Source organism: Neisseria sp. CP9 (assembly GCF_047758525.1).
Lineage (GTDB): Bacteria > Pseudomonadota > Gammaproteobacteria > Burkholderiales > Neisseriaceae > Neisseria.
The window spans coordinates 2,510,838-2,528,065 of record NZ_CP180502.1; the positions used below are offsets into that span (position 1 = coordinate 2,510,838).

Consider the following 17,228-nt stretch of genomic DNA (forward strand, 5'->3'; position numbering starts at 1 on the left):
AAACGGTTTTCAGACGACCTTTGCGGCGGTTTCCGCAATGAAAGGTCGTCTGAAAAGGGGATAGATAAAGATGTTTCTCAAACTCAGCTATGCTGTTCCAACGCGGCGTGGCGCTCTTCTTCGGAGACGGCTTCCAAAACTAACTTCCGCTGTTCCTGAGCTTTTTGCGGCTGTCCGGTTTCGTCGAGTACGCGTGCCAGCATGAGGCGGGCGGCGATGCTCGGTTGTAGGGCAATGCTGGCCTCGAGGTAACTTTGTGCCTTGCCCCACAGGCTGCGGCCGTAGGCAAGCTGTCCGAGGTACATCAAGAGCGGCGCGTCGTCAGGTTTGTCTTTCAGCCAAGAATCGGCAAGGTCGATGGCTTTTTGCTGACCGCGTTCGTTGAAGAAGCGGACGCTTTCGACAAAGGCTTCCAAAAGTTCGGGACGGCGGTTTTGCGGATAGTAGTGGCGTACCCATTTGACGGCTTCGGTGTAGAGTCCGAGACGCTCGTATTTTTCGGCAATGGCGACACACAATTCGTCTGCTTTGAGTGCTTCGGGAATACGCTTCAGGCAGGCTTTCAGACGAGCTGCGTCTGACGCTTCCGCCAACAGGCGGCGGTATGCCCAGCTTTGGTATTGCTCCGCTTCAAAATCGTTAATCGCGCCGGCTTTCATCAGTTTTTCAGATTTCGCCAACACATCTTCCGCATCGCCGTGGTCAAAGGCATAACGCAGTTGCAGGCGGGCGAGGCGGGACAGGTTGGGATGGATGCGCGCGGCGGCGTTCAGATTTTCCAGGGCGGTCGGATAATCGCGGCGGCCGAGCGCGGATTCCGCCAACAACAGATAGCGGGAAAGCTGCTGTTTGTTCGGCAGTTTTTCGATGTCTTTCAGGTAGTGGTCGCGCAGCTCGAAGTTTTCCATTTGGTCGGCAGCGTGCGCACCCAACATCAGCGCAAGATTGCGGTTGTCGCCGGCTTCTTTGTTTTCCAATACTTTGGCGGCTTCTTGCTCGGCTTTTTCAAAGCGGCCTTCGAAAAACGCCAAACCTGCGCTGTTCAAAGCGACGGCTGCCTGACGGCCTTTGCGCGCCGTACCGAAACGCTGCATACGGGCGGGGATGTTCATCAGGCCGACGATGAATTTGATCAGGAAATATAGGGCAACGACAAAAAGGACCAAACCTAAGATAAAGGCGTGCAGGTTGACCCGCATCATGACTTGTCCGACAACGATATAGACATTACCCGTGTAAACACCGGAAGTCAGGACGATACCGACTGCGGCTGCGAATAAAACGACAATCCAGACGACAGCTTTCATGCGCGGCCTCCTTTGGTCTCAACATCGGCGGCAGGACGGCTTTGTTTTTCAGGGGCCGCTTTCTTTTCCGGCTCGGAAATGTTTTGCGGTTTGGCCTCGGAAGGCAGCGCCGGAGCTTCTAAAGGTTTCGCGTCTGTTTGAGCGGCAGGGGCGGGTTTCTGCGCAGGAGCGGGTCTTGCTTTGGCAGGATGGGGAGCCTTCGGAGCCGATGCGGTTTTTGGTGCGGAAGCAGTTTCATTTACCGGCGCGGCGGTTTGAGGAGTGGCAGCTTCAGAAGCGGCGGAGGGCAGAGGCGCGGACGCGGCGGTCGTTACGGGTTCGGGCAGTGCGACCGGAGTGCGCGTGCCGTCTTGATAAGCGCGGACTGCGCTGAGACTGGCTTTCAAACTGTCGTCTGAAATCATGCGCACTTCCAGTGCTTTCAATTCTGACAATTCTTTCAACCATGCCTGCGTCGCGGGTGATTTGCCGTCAAAGTATTGTCTGACCGCGGCTTCGACGTAGTTCAAATCGCTTTGATAAACCTCGCCGTTATGCTGCAACAACGCGGTACGCGCGTCCAAAAGGCGCAGGCGGAGGTTCTCGCGGACGAAATACGCCTGTTCGGGCGACAGCAGCATGGCGTCTTTATTGTCGAGTCGGCGGACTTCAACCAGCCCTTTCAGCGCAACCAAAGATTTGTCCCAAGCATTTTGCCACCAAGAGCCTGAAGATGCGCCGTTGCTTGGTGCCTGCTCGCCCGGCTGCAATACGCCGTCCAACACCAGCGGCAGACCGGAAACAGCGGTTTCCAAGCGGTCGAGACGCAACGCCGTGCCGGAAATATCGACATACGGACGGTTTTTCAATGCCGCCAAATCATGGCTGACGGCTTGTTTGATGGGCAGCAGTTCGGACTGGTCGAAGCGGCTCAGGCGGCTGTCGATGTGTTCCAACACCGCCGCCGCGCCTTGTACGTTTCCTGACAACAGCAGTTGCTGCGAGGCGAGGTTCAACATGGTTTCCGCTTCGTCAACCAACCAGTTGACGCGCCCTTTGGTCAGCTCTTGATAAGCTTTTTGCGTCAACAGGATTTGTTCGCTGTTTGCCATTTGCGCTTTGCTCAAGCGGTCGATTTCGGCTTGGATGGCGGTTTGGCGGTTTAAATGGTCTTTCAGGAGTAAAGCGTTTTCAGATTCGCCCAAGGCAGCTTTATCGAGCTTTTGGTTAAACGAAAGCTCTTGGTTTTTCAAAACGTTCTGCCCTTGTACAAACAAAAAGCCGCTTGCGCCCAAACCCAGCAGCGCCAGCACCAGCGCGCCTACTGCCAGCCCTCTGCCGCCGGATTGTTTGATGATGACGGGGGCGGGTTGGTTTTGGGGAAGATTTTTAGATTCAGACATGTGTGTTCCTGCGTATTCGGAGGTTTTAGGCTGCTTGGCCTTTTTCGGAGCCGCTGTTTCAGACGACTCTGCGTTGCCCTGACTGTCGACGATAATCGGCCGACCGGCTTCGTTTGCTTCGGATGGATTGTCTTCAGACCGGCTCATCGGTTTGCTCCTTAGGAAATGATGAAAGTGCCGCTTTCAGAGAAGCGACGACCCGTATGTGGCGCGCACCCGCCTCGCGAAGCGCGTCGGCTATGCGCGGATGATGGGTGAAGTATAACAAGGATTCGAAGAATCGGGAAAATTGCGGCGGAACCTGCGCAAACAGCCCGCGTACCAGTTCGCCCGAAGTAATAAAGGCGGAATCAATGGATTCTGTATCAAAATCCTGCCAATTCAATTCATTAGGTCGTCTGAAATACACTTCCGCGATTTCCACTGCAAAGCCTTTTTTCTTTAACGACTCTGCCAAAAAATCACGTCCGCCGCGTCCGCGCACAATCAATACGCGCGCGCCCTGAGGCAGCGTACCCCAAACCGGCAGCCGCAATACCGCCTCGCTGTCGTTGCCTTCTTGCGGCACAGAAACATTTTTTGCGCTGCAGCGTTCCAAAGCCCGACCGCTTGCCTGACCGACTGCAACCTGAACTTTCAGGTCGTCTGAAAAATCGACATACGGCGCAGAGGTTTCAACCGCCGTCGGACTGACCCAAAACACCGCATCCGCGTGGGAAAACTGCTCTTTCAAGCCGCGCAACGCCGCTTCGTCAGGCTCGATTTCAACCGGACTCAACACCCGCGCGCGCCACCCTGCCTGAGAACAGGTGCGCACATCATCTCCCGCACGCGCGGACGGACGGACAATCAGCATGACAGGCATTTCAGACGACCTCTTAAATAGGATGGGTAATGGGTTGATGACGTTTAAATCGGTTTGAAAAAGCATATCCAATAGATATAATTCTTTTTGTATTTTTACGGCTGATGCCTGCCAAGTCAATACTGAGTATGGTTTCAATAAAGCATTGGATGGTAGGCTAGGCATGATTCGATTTTAGGAAAACATAATATGAACAAAATAGCGACCATACTTTTCGCTGCATTACTGGTGCCGTCTGTCTCTTTTGCAAGCGGAGACAATGCCGCCAAGATCCGTTTGGTGAAGAAAATTTATCAAGAGGCAAGCCGCGATGATGAATCGGGCGTGAAGATTTTGAACCGATATGCCGATGATTCCTTGAAAAAAGCCATCCGTACCGCTTCTCGGTCGGCGGATTTGTGTATTGAGGCCGATCCGATATGGAGCAGTCAGGACCCTGAAACCGAAGTCAAGGTCAGCGTGTCTGCCTTGTCTAACGGCAAAATTCGTGCCAGCTTCAAACAATGGGGCAGTCCCGTCAAGGTGGATTATTCGGTCAACTGCTCCGGAAATGTCTGTAAAGTGACGGATGTCGATCATCTCAAACGGACTTGGCTGCAATGCCGTTAGTTTGTTGGATTCATTAAAAGGTCGTCTGAAAATATTTTTCAGACGACCTTTGTTTATACTGGGAGCTGTCGAGATTCAATAGTTTCCGTTGCGTTGGAAATCCTCGCAAGGTGTCCAACCTTGTTGCGGTTTCCGCCTTGAATCTTCCGCTTTATGAACAAAAATCCACTTGGAAAATTAAATGTCGAGAGCCCTTGGTTACCAAATCCCAAACCATTGTCCGTCTGATGCTTCACGGCGCTCGTTGTGTCCGCCGTTTTGCCCTTCGCGTTCTTCGCGGCGGAAGTCCCACGGGGCTTGGGGATTTTTACCGCTCCACAAGCCTTTGCGTTTTTGTTTCGCTTGTTTTTGGGCGGCGGCGTAATCGGTGTAGGCGGTTTTGCTTTGTTGTTTTTTGGCGTAGCTGTCGTAATGCCATGCCGCTCCGTCGCGCAGTTGCATGAGGTTCAAATCGGTTGTGCCGACGGAAACCTGCGCGACTTCGCGTTGGTAGCGGTCTGTTTCAAATACGCGCACCTTCACCTTTTTGCCGTCGGCGGCGTCCATCAAGTTGTCCCGCGAACGTGTGCCGTATGCTTGATTGATTTCGGGTGCGTCGATATACGCCATGCGGATTTTGTGTTTCGCGCCGTCTTCGTCGATAACGTGGAGCGTGTCGCCGTCGTGGATTTTGGAGATTTTGCCGCGATAGGTATGGGGAGCGGTGGGATTGCGCTTTTGAGTGTGCGGACGGCTTGGGTGTGCATTATTTTCAGACGCCCCTGTCTTGACGGTTTCCGATAATAATGCGCCGAAGGCTTCCATGCCGAAATGGCTGTTGCCGGTGAGCGCAGAAGCGAATTGCACGCCGGAGCGGATGATTTCGGTATCGTGCGAGCTGTAACCCAATGCGCCCAAGACGGACAAAACCACGGGAAGCCATTTTAAGATTGTTTTGGTTTTCATAAGGTTGACGGTGGTTTGTTTGAGGTCGTCTGAAACTTTTCAGACGACCTTTGGGGAATGGTTGTATTAACCGAACAGTCTGTTCACATCAGACGCTTTTTTGCGGTAAGGCAGGCGGATGTCGACGCGGAAAATGCCGTCGAGTTGGCGGCTTTGGATTTTGGCGTCGTTGTCGTACATCAGCGTCAGGCGTTCTTTAAGGTTGCGCAGCGCCATCGAGTTGCCCTTGTGCGGCTTGGCGTTTTCGCTACTTTCAGGCGGGGTGTATGGGTTTTCGATGCGGATGTAGATGGATGATTTGTTGAGCTTGGTAAACACGGTAATCATGCCGGGGCGGTGGGTCGATTCGACGCCGTGGAAAACCGCGTTTTCCAAAAGGGGTTGGAGCAGGAGGTGCGGCGTTTCCGCGTCATCGGGTGCTTGGTGCTGCCACATAACCTGCACGCGCATATGACCCATGCGGATTTGTTCGATGGCGATGTATTCTTGCGCCCACTCGATTTCCTGTCCTAAAGTACTGCTTTGGCTGCCGTCGCGCAGTTGGGCGCGGAAGAGGTTGGCGAGGTTTTCCAACAGGGTTTCCGCGTCATACGGGCGCAGGCGGATCAGGCTGATGGCGGCATTAAGGCTGTTGAACAGGAAATGCGGGCGGATGCGGGCGGTCAGCGCGCTGAGGCGGGCTTCGGAAACCGAAGGCGCAAGGCCGTTCCGGCGCGAGGCTTCGTAATACATCAGCCCGAGCAGGAAAAGGTTGAACAGGAAAAAATGTTGCGAGAGCGTTCTGCCGTGTGTTTTCAGAATGAAAAAATCGACGATTGCAAATATCGATAAATTTAAAAAGTAGGTAATAATGACGCCGTAGGGCGATGTTTTGATGGCAGGGGTGAAGATATTGACGAAATAGGCTTTAACCAAAATCCCCAGCAATACGGGAAACACCCATTGGGAATGATGGTAAATCTCTGCGGAATAGGGGAGCGAGGAATCGCTGATCAAGGGTAGAAAGAACAGACTGCCCAAGACAATAATCAAAAGGCGCACGACTGTTGCCGAATTGCGCAAGTCCGGGACGGCGAATGTATTGTTGATTTGACGTATAATAGACATAAAATTTCCAACCGTTTTCTTTTAATGCGTTTATACGAGCCTTATTGGCTCTGTTATTTTATCTGAAGGACGAAACCATGAGTAAGGACAAAACCTGGTCGGGCCGTTTTAACGAGCCTGTTTCCGAACTGGTGAAAAAATACACCGGTTCGATCGATTTCGATAAACGGCTTGCCGAGTGGGACATTCAGGGTTCGCTGGCTCACGCGCAAATGCTTGTTCAATCAGGTGTTTTGAGTGAAGAAGATTTGGCGGCGATTCGTCAGGGAATGGCGGAGATTATAGCAGAAATCAAGGACGGTACTATTTCTTGGTCGCTGGATTTGGAAGACGTCCACATGAACATCGAACGCCGCCTGACCGAAAAAATCGGCGATGCCGGCAAACGCCTGCATACCGGCCGCAGCCGCAACGACCAAGTTGCCACCGACATCCGCCTGTGGCTGCGCGACCAGATTACCGTTATTCAAGACCTGATTCGGAGCCTTCAGACGGCCTTGGTCGATTTGGCGGAACAAAACGCCGAAACCGTCATGCCCGGTTTCACCCATCTGCAAGTCGCCCAGCCCGTCAGCTTCGGACACCACATGCTCGCCTACGTCGAAATGCTCGGACGCGATTTCGAACGCATGACCGACTGTCGCAAACGCGTCAACCGTATGCCGCTCGGTGCTGCCGCCCTTGCCGGTACGACTTATCCGATTCAGCGCGAAATCACCGCCGAATTGCTAGGTTTCGAACAAATCTGCCAAAACTCGCTCGATGCCGTATCCGACCGCGATTTTGCCGTCGAGTTCACCGCCGCCGCCTCGCTGATTATGGTTCACCTGAGTCGCTTGTCCGAAGAATTGATTTTGTGGATGAGTCCGCGTTTTGGCTTTATCGACATTGCCGACCGTTTCTGCACAGGTTCGTCTATCATGCCGCAGAAGAAAAATCCCGATGTGCCCGAACTCGTGCGCGGCAAATCCGGCCGTGTCATCGGACACCTTATCGGCCTGATTACCCTGATGAAATCTCAGCCTTTGGCATACAACAAAGACAATCAGGAGGACAAAGAACCGCTGTTTGACACCGCCGATACGCTCATCGACACCCTGCGGATTTACGCAGACATGATGCGCGGCGTGACCGTCAAACCCGACAATATGCGCGCCGCCGTGATGCAGGGCTTCGCCACCGCCACCGATTTGGCGGATTACTTGGTGAAAAAAGGCATGCCTTTCCGCGACAGCCACGAAGTCGTTGCCCAAGCCGTGCGCCACGCCGACCAAGCGGGCGTTGACTTGAGCGAACTGCCAATCGAAGTCCTGCAAGGTTTCAGCAAGCTGATTTCAGACGACGTGTATGGCGTACTGACACCCGAAGGCAGCCTGAACGCGCGCAACCACTTGGGCGGAACCGCGCCGGAGCAAGTGCGCTTTCAAGTGAAACGCTGGCGGGAATTGTTGGCTTAAAGAAAATGAAGTAAGGAGGTCGTCTGAAAACTGAACTGGCCCCCAAATCTTGGACACCCGATAAAAGCCTATTCAGGCGCTCTGTATAAGCTGGGTTCTGTATGCGACAGGACTCAGCTTTTTCAATTTCAAACTGCAATGCTCCCGGTTGTAGTAATCCATATAGTCATCTATCTGTTTCATCAATTCGTCCACCGTCAATTCACCTGCGTTATAGAAACACTCCGTCTTCAACACCGCAAAGAAGCTTTCCATCGGCGCATTGTCCCAGCAGTTCGCCTTTCGCGACATGCTTTGAACCATGGAATGTTGGGCAAGCAATTCCCTATATCCCGCCGTACGGTACAGCACACCTTGGTCGGAATGCAGCATCGTTCCTTCGCCGGTCAGCCGGGGCGCGGCTTTTTCAAGCATTTCCTTCACCATTTCGCTGTTAGCATTGCGGCTCATGGCGTAGGCGACGATCTCGCGGTTGAACAAGTCCAAGATTGGCGAGAGGTACAGTTTGCCGTCGCTCCCTTTGAGTTCGGTCACGTCGGTCAGCCATTTTTCGTTGGGCTTTCGGGCTTTGAACCGGCGTTTGAGGAGGTGTTCCGATATTTCGCCCATGGCGGGATGGCGGTAGGCTTTTTTCGCCCGTATTTTGGCTTTCAGCCCCATCTGTTTCATCAACCGCGCCGCTTTTTTGCGGTTCCAATCCAATGCTGCGGCAATGCGCCTTTGTCCGTAGCGTCCTTTATGCCGTTTGTAGGTTTCGACAAGGAGGGCTTTGTCGGCCTCGTCGGGATCGGGTCGATCTTGGTGATGGTAGTAAAAGCTGCTTTTGGGCAGGTGTGCGATGTGCAGCAGGTATTTGAGCGGGTGTTGCGCCCTCAGTGTTTGGACGGTTTGGCTTTGTCCTTTTCGGTCCGCTTTTGGCTGAGGGCTTTTAACTCCTTTAGGTAGGCGACCTCTGCGCGCATATAGCACAACTCTTCGATAAGTTCTGCCTGTGTTTTTTCTTGGTCGGGTTTGTCGGCGATGAAGGGGTTTTTGCGGTGGTCGGTCATGGTTTTGGATTGGGGATGTTCGAGTGCGCCGATACCGCCTTCTTGATAGGCGCGTATCCATCGTCTCAGGTGGGTTCGTGAGATGCCGTAGTGGTCTGCAGTACGCTGTTGGCTGCGTATATGCAGGTAGTGGAGTACGGCTTGGTATTTGAAGTGTAATGTATATTTGCTCATAAAAAAACTGCACCTTGTGAGTTGGAGGGGATGTGTCCAACTTTTGGGGTGCAGTTCAAGGCCAGTATGCGGTAGCATACGGCCTTTCCTGCAAGAAAGATTGCCATGAGCTACATGCAACTGACCCAAGACGAACGATACCACATCCAATACCTGTCCCGCCACTGCACCATCGCCGAAATCGCCAAACAGCTTAATCGCCACAAAAGCACCATCAGCCGCGAAATCAAACGGCACCGTACCCAAGGGCAGCAATACAGCGCCGAAAAATCACAACGGCAAAGCCGGCTGACCAAACAGCGCCGGCGAAAACCTTACAAGCTCGATTCGCAGCTGATTCAGTACATCGACACCCTTATCCGCCGCAAACTCAGTCCCGAACAAGTATGCGCCTACCTGCATAAACACCACCGGATCACACTCCATCACAGCACCGTTTACCGCTACCTTCGGCCAAGACAAAAGCAACGGCGGCACCTTGTGGCAACACCTCAGAATATGCAGCAAAACCTACCGCAAACGCTACGGCAGCACATAGACCAGAGGCAAAGTGCCCAACCGCGTCGGTATAGAAAACCGACCCGCCGTCGTCGACCAAAAAGCCCGCATCGGCGATTGGGAAGCCGACACCATCGTCGGCAAAGGACAGAAAAGTGCATTATTGACCTTGGTTGGACGCGTTACCCGCTACGCCATCATCTGCAATGAGTTCGGAAACTGCGTGCATCGCAGGGCGACATAAATTCTGGTTATGCGCCAGGATACATTGATAATCGACGCAATAGGTGTGGTAATCCTCGACCTCAATGTTGTAGACAGTGGTGCGGCAGCGGCGGTAATGCCGTTGTCCGAGCAGGTTCTCGTTGTTCGGTACGTCTGCCCAATCCAATGTCGGGCGATTCAGTGATTCGTCAGTTAGAACCATCTCATAGCTGTTGCCTAAATTCGACTCTTTCCAGCCGTAAGCCAGGTTGGTTGGCTGTACCCATTTAAAAGCGGTATTTGAAGCCCAACACTGCGCTGCGCGCTTCGCCGTAGGCGAGGAAGGTGGAAAGCGTACGGTAGCGGGTGTTGAAGACGTTGTTGACGTTTAAGGTGGCTTCGGAGTTTTTGCCGATGCGGTAGGCGGCCATCAGGTCAACCAGGGTGTAAGCTTTCTGGGTGGCAGACTTGCGGGCGCGTTCGAGCGAGGGAGCGTCGTTTTCGTCGGCCAGCGCGCTTTTGTTGATGTTGCTGGTTTTACTCTGCCAGCGCAGGCTGCCGCCGAGGGTGAGACGCTCGTTCAAATCATAGGTGGTGGCGAGTTTAATTTGGTGGCGCGGCAGGTCGGCTTCGTAGGAGTCTTCGCCGCCTTTGCGGTTTTGCACGGTGTAGCCTGCGCTGACGAACCAGTTGTCGTTAATGCGGCCGGCGGCTTCGGTTTCAAAGCCGCGTGTGCGGATGTTGTCTTCGGAAACGTAGTAGTCGCCGCTTTCCACGTATTTGGGCATGCCGTTTTTGCGGGTGTCAAAGAGGGCGGCGGAGACGTTGAGGCGTTGGTCGAAAAATTCGCCTTTGAGGCCGATTTCGATGTTGCGGCCGGTGGTGGGTTTGAGGAAGCGTCCGTCTTGGCCTTTGTCGAACACGGGCTCGAACGAGGTGCCGTAGCTGATGTAGGCGGAGAGGTTTTCGCTCAGGTCGAACACGGCGCCGATGTAGGGGGTGGCTTTGCTGCGGGTTACTTTTTCGTTTGTGCCTGCGACGTGTTCGGCTTTTTGCATGGTGATGCGGCTGTAGCGCGCGCCGCCGATCAGGGCGAGGCGTTCGACGGGGCGGAAGCGAGTGGCGAAGTAGCCGCCGAACTGGCGGGCACGGATGTCGTCGTCGGCGGTATATTCCGCGTCGGGTACGGGGTTGGCCGAGCGCAGGCTGCGGTTGTTTAGAAAGTCGTGCAGGCCGAAGGCGTTGTCGTAACGGGCAAAGCGGCTGGGGGCGCGGTTTTTGGTGTTGAAGCCGCTGATGCCGAACAGGATGTCGTGTTTGCGACCGAGAAGGTTGTATTTGCCGTCCACCGAGGCGACGAAGCTATGGGTGGTGCTTTTTTCGCCGGAATCGGTTTCGAGCAGGTCGATTTGGCGGGTGTCGTGGTCGGTTTTCATCGCCGCGTAGCCCTGCCGGTCGTGTATGGTGTTGCGCGTCCAGTTGTATTCGAGCTTGGTTTTCCAGTCGGGCGAAAAGCGGTGGCGTACTTCGGCGAACACGTTGCGGCTGCTGTATTTGTAGGATGTGCCTTTGGGCGAATTGTTGGCGTGGCGGCTGATTTCGTTTTTCAGCGGGTAGCCTTCGCTGTCGTAGGCGGTGGGCAGGAAGACGGGGGTGTCGGTTTCGCGGCGGTTTTGCAGCTGCGTGCCGACGGAGAGGGTGGTGGCGGGGGCGGCATCCCATTCGGCAACGGCATACAGGCTGCTGTTGCGCATTTTCGCGTCTTCAATCATGTAGCCGCTGCGCTCGTGTCCGGACACAATGCGTCCGCGCAGGCTGCCTTCGGTGTTCAGGCTGCCTGAAACGTCGCCGTTTACGCCCCAACGGCTGTGGTTGCCGATTTCGGTGCCGATTTCGGCTTTGAAGTCTTTGGTGGGACGTTTGCGCACGAGGCTCACTTGTGCGGAGGGATCGCCCGTGCCGCCCAAGAGGGCGGACGCGCCGCGCAACACTTCCACGCGGTCGAGCGCGCGGGTATCCACGCCGCCCCAGCCTGTCCACGAGTCTTTGCTGAAACCGGAGCTGCGGTAGGGCACGCCGTCCATCTGGAAGTTTTTCACTTCCATGCCGCGCGAGTGCAGCCCGGCATAGCGGTCGCTGCCGCCGCTGCCGCTTTTCACGGTGACGCCGTTGGTCTGCTCCATCACTTTGCGCAGGCTGTCGAGTTTCCAGTCTTCCATTTGTTTGGAGGTGGTTACGCTCACGCTCTGCGGCGTTTCGCGCAGGGTCATGCCGATGCCCAAGGGCGCGTAAGTGCCGTCGGTGGAATAACCTTGGTTGAGCGTGGCGGGTTTTGTGCCGGTAACGGTGACCGTATCCAAGGTGGCTTCGTCTTCGGCAAAGGCAAACAGCGGCATCAGCGCCAGCGCGAGCAGAGTGGGACGGCTTTTCGGGTATTTCATAAGGATGTCCTTGGTGGTGGTTAAAGTTGAAAACGATAGCGATTATACTTGTTACGCATTGTTTTTATAAGTTTTGTTTGAATTTGTTTTACAGAAGCACGCAGAGGCCGTCTGAAAGCGAAGCGTCAACGGCGTGAAAACGGCCGAACCCGCAGGCATGCGGTTTCATTTCTTTGAAGCCTTGCTTTCAGACGGCCTCATGACGCAGCCCGAGCGCGCAAAGGCCGTCTGAAACTGAACTGCACCCCAAAAGTTGGACATCCCCTCCAACTCACAAGGTGCAGTTTTTTTATGAGCAAATATACATTACACTTCAAATACCAAGCCGTACTCCACTACCTGCACATACGCAGCCAACAGCGTACCGCAGATCATTACGGCATTTCCCGAACCCACCTGCGACGATGGATACGCGCCTATCAGGAAGGCGGCATCGGCGCACTCGAACATCCCCAATCCAAAACCATGACCGACCACCGCAAAACCCCCTTCATCGCCGACAAACCCGACAACGAAAAAACACAGGCAGAGCTTATCGAAGAGTTGTGCTATATGCGCGCAAAGGTTGCCTACCTAAAGGAGTTAAAAGTCCTCAGCCAAAAGCGGACCGAAAAGGACAAAGCCAAACCGTCCAAACACTGAGGGCGCAACATCCGCTCAAATACCTGCTGCACATCGCAAACCTGCCCAAAAGCAGCTTTTACTACCACCACCAAGACCGCCCCGACCCCGACGCAGCCGACAAAGCCCTTATCGCCGAAATCTACGAACGGCATAAAGGGCGATACGGACAAAGGCGCATTGCCGCAGCATTGGATTGGAACCGCAAAAAAGCAGCGCGGTTGATGAAACAGATGGGGCTGAAAGCCAAAATACGGGCGAAAAAAGCCTACCGCCATCCTGCCATGGGCGAAATATCGGAACACCTCCTCAAACGCCGGTTCAAAGCCCAAAAGCCCAACAAAAAATGGCTGACCGACGTGACCGAACTCAAAGGAAAGGACGGCAAACTGTACCTATCGCCGATCTTGGACCTGTTCAACCGCGAGATCGTCGCCTACGCCATGAGCCGCAATGCTAAGAGCGAAATGGTGAAGGAAATGCTCGAAAAAGCCTCACCCCGTCTGACTGATAAGGGAACGATGCTTCATTCGGACCAAGGCGTGCTGTACCGTACGGCGGGGTATAGGGAATTGCTTGCACAACATTCCATGGTTCAAAGCATGTCGCGAAAGGCGAATTGTTGGGACAATGCGCCGATGGAAAGCTTCTTTGCGGTACTGAAGACGGAGTGTTTCTATAACGCAGGAGAATTGACGGTGGACGAATTGATGAAACAGATAGATGACTATATGGATTACTACAACCGGGAGCATTGCAGTTTGAAATTGAAAAAGCTGAGTCCTGTCGCATACAGAACCCAGCTTGCACAGAGTGCCTGAATAGGCTTTTATGAGCGTCCAAGATTTGGGGGCCAGTTCATTTGTCAGCGGAACATCTGCAAGCACATGCCTGCAATATTGGACGAAATCGGGCTATTTATATCGTCGTCAAACGCGATGGCGATGCCCTGCGCCGCCGCCCGTTCGCGCACGCCAGCACTTGCCCACACCAGTGCCTGCGGATAGCGCGCCTGCCATGCGCTAATGTGAGCGTAATGGATTTTGTTGGGCGAGACCAAATGCCTTACTTCGCCCAGCGCGTCGATTTGCGCGAACAACTCGGGCGCGGGGTCGATGGGCGAGTGGCACCACAAACCGCCATCCGCGAGCCGCACCACGGCCATGCGGGTGCTGAACGGGATTTTGACGCCGAGCGGAAACGCCATGCAGATTTCGCCGCCGTCGGTAATCCAGATGTTTTGATCGAAGGGTTTGAGGGTGTTCAGCGGGTGGTAGAGATGGATGGCGGACTTGGGGTGTTCTTTTCAGGCTGTGTAATCTTCAAATTCCCAATCAAAATAACGTATGAGTTGGTAGGTCGTGCATTTATGCCCGACCTACGGTTTCGTCCCCGCATCATCCACCGTTTCTTCCAGCCACAGCCGCACGGTTTTGCCTTTGACAAAATCGGCGTTGCCTTCAAATATGCGTTTTTCGCAGACTACGCGGTAGTCTCGCTCTTGGATGTCGCCGTTGTTTTGGTGGCGGGTGGGCAGAGCTTGGCACTTGCCTGCGTCGGCGAATTTGGCGTGCAGGTCTTTCAGACGACCTTTGGGCACGGCGGGGTGCGGTTTGCCTTGTTTGACGAGCAGCAGGACGCGCTCGAAGTCGCGGGTGAGGGCGGGATGCTGGTCGGCGATGGGGGCGTGGGTTTTTTGGTAGCGCGGGTTGGTGCGCGCGGCGATGCCTTCGATGATGGTTTCGGTATCGACGCCGGCAAGGTTGGTGAGGACGACGATGGCGGTGCCGTCGCCTTCGTAGCGGCGCAGCTCGGTGCTGAAGCCCTGCCATGCGCCGGGGTGGCCGCTCATGGGGTTGCCGTCGGGGGCGGGCACGAGCGACCAGCCGAAGCCGTAGGGGTAGGTGTCGCCGTTGTTGAGGCGGGCGGGGGTGAAGATTTCGCGCCAGGATTCGGGCTTGAGGATTTGGCGGGCTTCTACGGCGGCGAGCCAGCGGCGGTAGTCGTTGAGCGAGAGGTAGAGCGAGCCGTCGGCGGTTTGGTTGTGATAGGGGGCGACCCATTCTTGGTTTTTCAGGCTGCCGTCGGCGTCGTCAAGCTCATAACCTGCGGCGCGGTGGGGGACGATGTCGCGCTCGCTGATGACGCGGGCGGAAGTCATGCCCAGCGGGGCAAACACGCGCTCTTGCAGGATTTCGCCGTAGTGTTTGCCGGAAACGCGGGTGATGACGGCGCCGAGTAGGGCGTAGCCGTTGTTGCTGTATGCCCAGCGGCTGCCGGGTTTGAATTGCAGCGGGGCGGCGTAGATGCGGCGCAGCATGTGTTTTTCGCTGCTGTTTTGCTGCCAGTCGGTTTCGGTGTTGCCGATGCCGCCGGTGTGGTTGAGCAGGTGGCGGATGGTGATGGGTTGCCAGCTTTTGGGGGCTTCGGGCAGGTAGGTGCGCACGGATTGGTCAAGGCGGATTTTGCCGTCTTCCACGAGGAGCATCACGGCGGCGGCGGCGAACATTTTGCCGATGGAGGCCGTCTGAAACACGGTGTCGGCGGAGACGGGGATTTGGTGTTCTACGTTTGCCAGCCCGTAGCCCTGTTGTTTGACAATGCTGCCATTGCGGTAGATGCCGACGGCAAGGCCGGGGATTTTTTGCCGCTCAAGCTCGGCTTGGGCGAAGTCGTCGATGGGGTCGGCGAGGGCGGGGAGGGATAGGGCGAGTAGGAGAGGGAGGATGAGGTTTTTTTTCATGGGATTGCCTTTTGGGTTGGGACAGGGTGGGGTTTCAGGCTGCCTATTTTGCCTGCGCTTCTTGGGCGCGTTTTTGCCAGTATTCGGCTTTGGCTTTGCGCTCGTTTTCGGGTGGGTCGGGTAAGCCGTAGGCGGCAAATTGGTAATATTCGGCAAGGCGCGCGGCGGCTTTGCGGCTGCCTTGTTCGGCTTGTGTGGTTACGGCGGCAAGGTCTTGCGGCAAAATGTCAAAATACTGCGGCGTGGCGGGAGGCGTCGGGTTAGTAGTTTTTTGCCAGCTCGGCCAGATGCGGCGACAGGGTTTCGCCCGCCTGCGCGGCTTGGTAGGCAAGATAAGCGGCTTGGTATTTGTAGTAACCGTCGTATTGCTGTTGAGCTTGTCGCAGCAGGGTTTTGCCGTTGGGCTGTTCGGTTTGGTCGGGGGCTTGGCTGGGGCTGGCGGTCATGGCGGGCAGCTCGTGGATGTTTGGATTGGAATCGGTGCAGGCGGCGAGCAGGATAAGGGCTGTGATTAGGGGTCGCATGGGGTTTTCTTTCGGGCGGGGCTGCTTTGATGCTGGCGGATTCGCATTTGAAGTGCAACTTTCCATAACAGAAAAAGGTGAACTGGCCCCCAAATCTTGGACACTCATAAAAGCCTTTTCAGGCGCTCTGTGCAAGCTGGGTTCTGTATGCGACAGGACTCAGCTTTTTCAATTTCAGACTGCAACGCTCCCGGTTGTAGTAATCCATATAGTCATCTATCTGTTTCATCAATTCGTCCACCGTCAATTCTCCTGCGTTATAGAAACACTCCGTCTTCAACACCGCAAAGAAGCTTTCCATCGGCGCATTGTCCCAGCAGTTCGCCTTTCGCGACATGCTTTGAACCATGGAATGTTGGGCAAGCAATTCCCTATATCCCGCCGTACGGTACAGCACGCCTTGGTCGGAATGCAGCATCGTTCCTTCGCCGGTCAGCCGGGGCGCGGCTTTTTCAAGCATTTCCTTCACCATTTCGCTGTTAGCATTGCGGCTCATGGCGTAGGCGACGATCTCGCGGTTGAACAAGTCCAAGATTGGCGAGAGGTACAGTTTGCCGTCGCTCCCTTTGAGTTCGGTCACGTCGGTCAGCCATTTTTCGTTGGGCTTTTTGGCTGTGAACCGGCGTTTGAGGAGGTGTTCCGATATTTCGCCCATGGCGGGATGGCGGTAGGCTTTTTTCGCCCGTATTTTGGCTTTCAGCCCCATCTGTTTCATCAACCGCGCCGCTTTTTTGCGGTTCCAATCCAATGCTGCGGCAATGCGCCTTTGTCCGTAGCGTCCTTTATGCCGTTTGTAGGTTTCGACAAGGAGGGCTTTGTCGGCCTCGTCGGGATCGGGTCGATCTTGGTGATGGTAGTAAAAGCTGCTTTTGGGCAGGTGTGCGATGTGCAGCAGGTATTTGAGCGGGTGTTGCGCCCTCAGTGTTTGGACGGTTTGGCTTTGTCCTTTTCGGTCCGCTTTTGGCTGAGGGCTTTTAACTCCTTTAGGTAGGCGACCTCTGCGCGCATATAGCACAACTCTTCGATAAGCTCTGCCTGTGTTTTTTCTTGGTCGGGTTTGTCGGCGATGAAGGGGTTTTTGCGGTGTTCGGTCATGGTTTTGGATTGTGGATGTTCGAGTGCGCCGATGCCGCCTTCTTGATAGGCGCGTATCCATCGTCGCAGGTGGGTTCGGGAGATGCCGTAGTGGTCTGCGGTACGCTGTTGGCTGCGTATGTGCAGGTAGTGGAGTACGGCTTGGTATTTGAAGTGTAATGTATATTTGCTCATAAAAAAACTGCACCTTGTGAGTTGGAAGGGATG

19 protein-coding genes and 1 pseudogene are annotated in these 17,228 nt (G+C 54.9%); 5 read left to right on the forward strand and 15 right to left on the reverse strand.

Translation table 11 applies throughout. The annotated features are described in order from the left end of the window. Positions 1-83 precede the first annotated feature (83 nt). From ACMYUL_RS12150 to ACMYUL_RS12160, 3 genes are read right to left on the reverse strand one after another with little or no spacing between them, the layout of a single operon-like run. Positions 84-1,307 (reverse strand): heme biosynthesis protein HemY, encoded by a 1,224-nt coding sequence (locus tag ACMYUL_RS12150; protein ID WP_003744308.1) that lies wholly within the window; start codon positions 1,305-1,307, stop codon positions 84-86. Then, the gene (locus ACMYUL_RS12155) at positions 1,304-2,836 is read right to left on the reverse strand and encodes a uroporphyrinogen-III C-methyltransferase (RefSeq protein ID WP_415770817.1); all 1,533 of its coding nucleotides are present in this window, start codon (positions 2,834-2,836) and stop codon (positions 1,304-1,306) included. Before ACMYUL_RS12155 ends, ACMYUL_RS12150 begins: the two co-directional genes overlap by 4 nt. Beyond that, positions 2,823-3,554, reverse strand: coding sequence for a uroporphyrinogen-III synthase (locus ACMYUL_RS12160; protein ID WP_415772962.1), 732 nt, complete (start codon positions 3,552-3,554; stop codon positions 2,823-2,825). Before ACMYUL_RS12160 ends, ACMYUL_RS12155 begins: the two co-directional genes overlap by 14 nt. Positions 3,555-3,743: 189 nt before the next feature. Here ACMYUL_RS12160 and ACMYUL_RS12165 point away from each other — a divergent pair, with 189 nt between their 5' ends. Next, positions 3,744-4,163: a hypothetical protein gene (locus tag ACMYUL_RS12165; RefSeq protein WP_415770819.1), complete on the forward strand. Its 420-nt coding sequence runs from the start codon at positions 3,744-3,746 to the stop codon at positions 4,161-4,163. Positions 4,164-4,361: 198 nt separating this feature from the next. On the opposite strand, the gene ACMYUL_RS12170 is transcribed toward ACMYUL_RS12165, so the two are convergent. Beyond that, positions 4,362-5,108 (reverse strand): thermonuclease family protein, encoded by a 747-nt coding sequence (locus ACMYUL_RS12170; RefSeq protein WP_415770821.1) that lies wholly within the window; start codon positions 5,106-5,108, stop codon positions 4,362-4,364. Between the two features lie 66 nt (positions 5,109-5,174). Further along, positions 5,175-6,215, reverse strand: a complete 1,041-nt coding sequence (locus ACMYUL_RS12175; protein ID WP_070513685.1) for a sensor histidine kinase — start codon at positions 6,213-6,215, stop codon at positions 5,175-5,177. A gap of 77 nt (positions 6,216-6,292) precedes the next feature. Here ACMYUL_RS12175 and argH point away from each other — a divergent pair, with 77 nt between their 5' ends. After that, positions 6,293-7,672, forward strand: coding sequence for an argininosuccinate lyase (gene argH / locus ACMYUL_RS12180; RefSeq protein WP_415770823.1), 1,380 nt, complete (start codon positions 6,293-6,295; stop codon positions 7,670-7,672). Between the two features lie 72 nt (positions 7,673-7,744). Here argH and ACMYUL_RS12185 read toward each other — a convergent pair whose 3' ends face one another. After that, positions 7,745-8,641: an IS3 family transposase gene (locus ACMYUL_RS12185; protein WP_415770825.1), complete on the reverse strand. Its 897-nt coding sequence runs from the start codon at positions 8,639-8,641 to the stop codon at positions 7,745-7,747. Next, complete coding sequence (locus ACMYUL_RS12190; RefSeq protein WP_308862247.1) at positions 8,545-8,895, reverse strand: helix-turn-helix domain-containing protein; 351 nt, start codon at positions 8,893-8,895, stop codon at positions 8,545-8,547. Before ACMYUL_RS12190 ends, ACMYUL_RS12185 begins: the two co-directional genes overlap by 97 nt. 105 nt (positions 8,896-9,000) lie before the next feature. Between ACMYUL_RS12190 and ACMYUL_RS12195 the strand changes: the two are divergent. Further along, positions 9,001-9,598 (forward strand): annotated as a pseudogene (locus ACMYUL_RS12195) (IS30 family transposase); the annotation flags it as partial. On the opposite strand, the gene ACMYUL_RS12200 reads toward ACMYUL_RS12195, so the two are convergent. Further along, positions 9,554-9,820, reverse strand: coding sequence for a hypothetical protein (locus ACMYUL_RS12200; RefSeq protein WP_224783336.1), 267 nt, complete (start codon positions 9,818-9,820; stop codon positions 9,554-9,556). The pseudogene ACMYUL_RS12195 and the gene ACMYUL_RS12200 overlap by 45 nt on opposite strands. A gap of 64 nt (positions 9,821-9,884) precedes the next feature. After that, positions 9,885-12,038: a TonB-dependent siderophore receptor gene (locus tag ACMYUL_RS12205; RefSeq protein ID WP_415770827.1), complete on the reverse strand. Its 2,154-nt coding sequence runs from the start codon at positions 12,036-12,038 to the stop codon at positions 9,885-9,887. A gap of 291 nt (positions 12,039-12,329) precedes the next feature. On the opposite strand from ACMYUL_RS12205, the gene ACMYUL_RS12210 reads away from it, so the two are divergent. Together ACMYUL_RS12210 and ACMYUL_RS12215 are read left to right on the forward strand one after the other, a co-directional pair. Then, positions 12,330-12,680 carry a helix-turn-helix domain-containing protein gene (locus ACMYUL_RS12210; RefSeq protein ID WP_415770829.1) on the forward strand — a complete coding sequence of 117 codons (351 nt, stop codon included), beginning with the start codon at positions 12,330-12,332 and terminating at the stop codon, positions 12,678-12,680. Next, complete coding sequence (locus tag ACMYUL_RS12215) at positions 12,584-13,480, forward strand: IS3 family transposase (RefSeq protein ID WP_415770831.1); 897 nt, start codon at positions 12,584-12,586, stop codon at positions 13,478-13,480. The genes ACMYUL_RS12210 and ACMYUL_RS12215 overlap by 97 nt, the downstream gene beginning before the upstream one ends. Before the next feature lie 44 nt (positions 13,481-13,524). Here ACMYUL_RS12215 and ACMYUL_RS12220 read toward each other — a convergent pair whose 3' ends face one another. The 6 genes from ACMYUL_RS12220 to ACMYUL_RS12245 form a co-directional block, all read right to left on the reverse strand. After that, positions 13,525-13,824, reverse strand: a complete 300-nt coding sequence (locus tag ACMYUL_RS12220; protein WP_415770833.1) for a DUF4336 domain-containing protein — start codon at positions 13,822-13,824, stop codon at positions 13,525-13,527. 213 nt (positions 13,825-14,037) lie between these two features. Beyond that, a complete protein-coding gene (locus ACMYUL_RS12225) occupies positions 14,038-15,402 on the reverse strand; it encodes a serine hydrolase domain-containing protein (protein WP_415770834.1) in 1,365 nt (454 codons plus the stop codon). 43 nt (positions 15,403-15,445) lie between these two features. Beyond that, complete coding sequence (locus ACMYUL_RS12230; RefSeq protein WP_147611969.1) at positions 15,446-15,733, reverse strand: hypothetical protein; 288 nt, start codon at positions 15,731-15,733, stop codon at positions 15,446-15,448. Next, positions 15,663-15,926, reverse strand: coding sequence for a hypothetical protein (locus ACMYUL_RS12235; RefSeq protein WP_415770837.1), 264 nt, complete (start codon positions 15,924-15,926; stop codon positions 15,663-15,665). Before ACMYUL_RS12235 ends, ACMYUL_RS12230 begins: the two co-directional genes overlap by 71 nt. A gap of 118 nt (positions 15,927-16,044) precedes the next feature. Further along, positions 16,045-16,941 (reverse strand): IS3 family transposase, encoded by an 897-nt coding sequence (locus tag ACMYUL_RS12240; protein ID WP_415770255.1) that lies wholly within the window; start codon positions 16,939-16,941, stop codon positions 16,045-16,047. Beyond that, the gene (locus ACMYUL_RS12245; protein ID WP_415770839.1) at positions 16,845-17,195 is read right to left on the reverse strand and encodes a helix-turn-helix domain-containing protein; all 351 of its coding nucleotides are present in this window, start codon (positions 17,193-17,195) and stop codon (positions 16,845-16,847) included. Before ACMYUL_RS12245 ends, ACMYUL_RS12240 begins: the two co-directional genes overlap by 97 nt. Positions 17,196-17,228: the final 33 nt, after the last annotated feature.

What these genes read in the sequence shown, in the direction of transcription:
- ACMYUL_RS12150 (WP_003744308.1), bottom strand. Translation starts at nt 1,307, where the DNA reads ATGAAAGCTGTCGTCTGGATTGTCGTTTTATTCGCAGCCGCAGTCGGT.
- ACMYUL_RS12155 (WP_415770817.1), bottom strand. Translation starts at nt 2,836, where the DNA reads ATGAGCCGGTCTGAAGACAATCCATCCGAAGCAAACGAAGCCGGTCGG.
- ACMYUL_RS12160 (WP_415772962.1), bottom strand. Translation starts at nt 3,554, where the DNA reads ATGCCTGTCATGCTGATTGTCCGTCCGTCCGCGCGTGCGGGAGATGAT.
- ACMYUL_RS12165 (WP_415770819.1), top strand. Translation starts at nt 3,744, where the DNA reads ATGAACAAAATAGCGACCATACTTTTCGCTGCATTACTGGTGCCGTCT.
- ACMYUL_RS12170 (WP_415770821.1), bottom strand. Translation starts at nt 5,108, where the DNA reads ATGAAAACCAAAACAATCTTAAAATGGCTTCCCGTGGTTTTGTCCGTC.
- ACMYUL_RS12175 (WP_070513685.1), bottom strand. Translation starts at nt 6,215, where the DNA reads ATGTCTATTATACGTCAAATCAACAATACATTCGCCGTCCCGGACTTG.
- argH (WP_415770823.1), top strand. Translation starts at nt 6,293, where the DNA reads ATGAGTAAGGACAAAACCTGGTCGGGCCGTTTTAACGAGCCTGTTTCC.
- ACMYUL_RS12190 (WP_308862247.1), bottom strand. Translation starts at nt 8,895, where the DNA reads ATGAGCAAATATACATTACACTTCAAATACCAAGCCGTACTCCACTAC.
- ACMYUL_RS12200 (WP_224783336.1), bottom strand. Translation starts at nt 9,820, where the DNA reads ATGGTTCTAACTGACGAATCACTGAATCGCCCGACATTGGATTGGGCA.
- ACMYUL_RS12205 (WP_415770827.1), bottom strand. Translation starts at nt 12,038, where the DNA reads ATGAAATACCCGAAAAGCCGTCCCACTCTGCTCGCGCTGGCGCTGATG.
- ACMYUL_RS12210 (WP_415770829.1), top strand. Translation starts at nt 12,330, where the DNA reads ATGAGCAAATATACATTACACTTCAAATACCAAGCCGTACTCCACTAC.
- ACMYUL_RS12220 (WP_415770833.1), bottom strand. Translation starts at nt 13,824, where the DNA reads ATGGCCGTGGTGCGGCTCGCGGATGGCGGTTTGTGGTGCCACTCGCCC.
- ACMYUL_RS12225 (WP_415770834.1), bottom strand. Translation starts at nt 15,402, where the DNA reads ATGAAAAAAAACCTCATCCTCCCTCTCCTACTCGCCCTATCCCTCCCC.
- ACMYUL_RS12235 (WP_415770837.1), bottom strand. Translation starts at nt 15,926, where the DNA reads ATGCGACCCCTAATCACAGCCCTTATCCTGCTCGCCGCCTGCACCGAT.
- ACMYUL_RS12245 (WP_415770839.1), bottom strand. Translation starts at nt 17,195, where the DNA reads ATGAGCAAATATACATTACACTTCAAATACCAAGCCGTACTCCACTAC.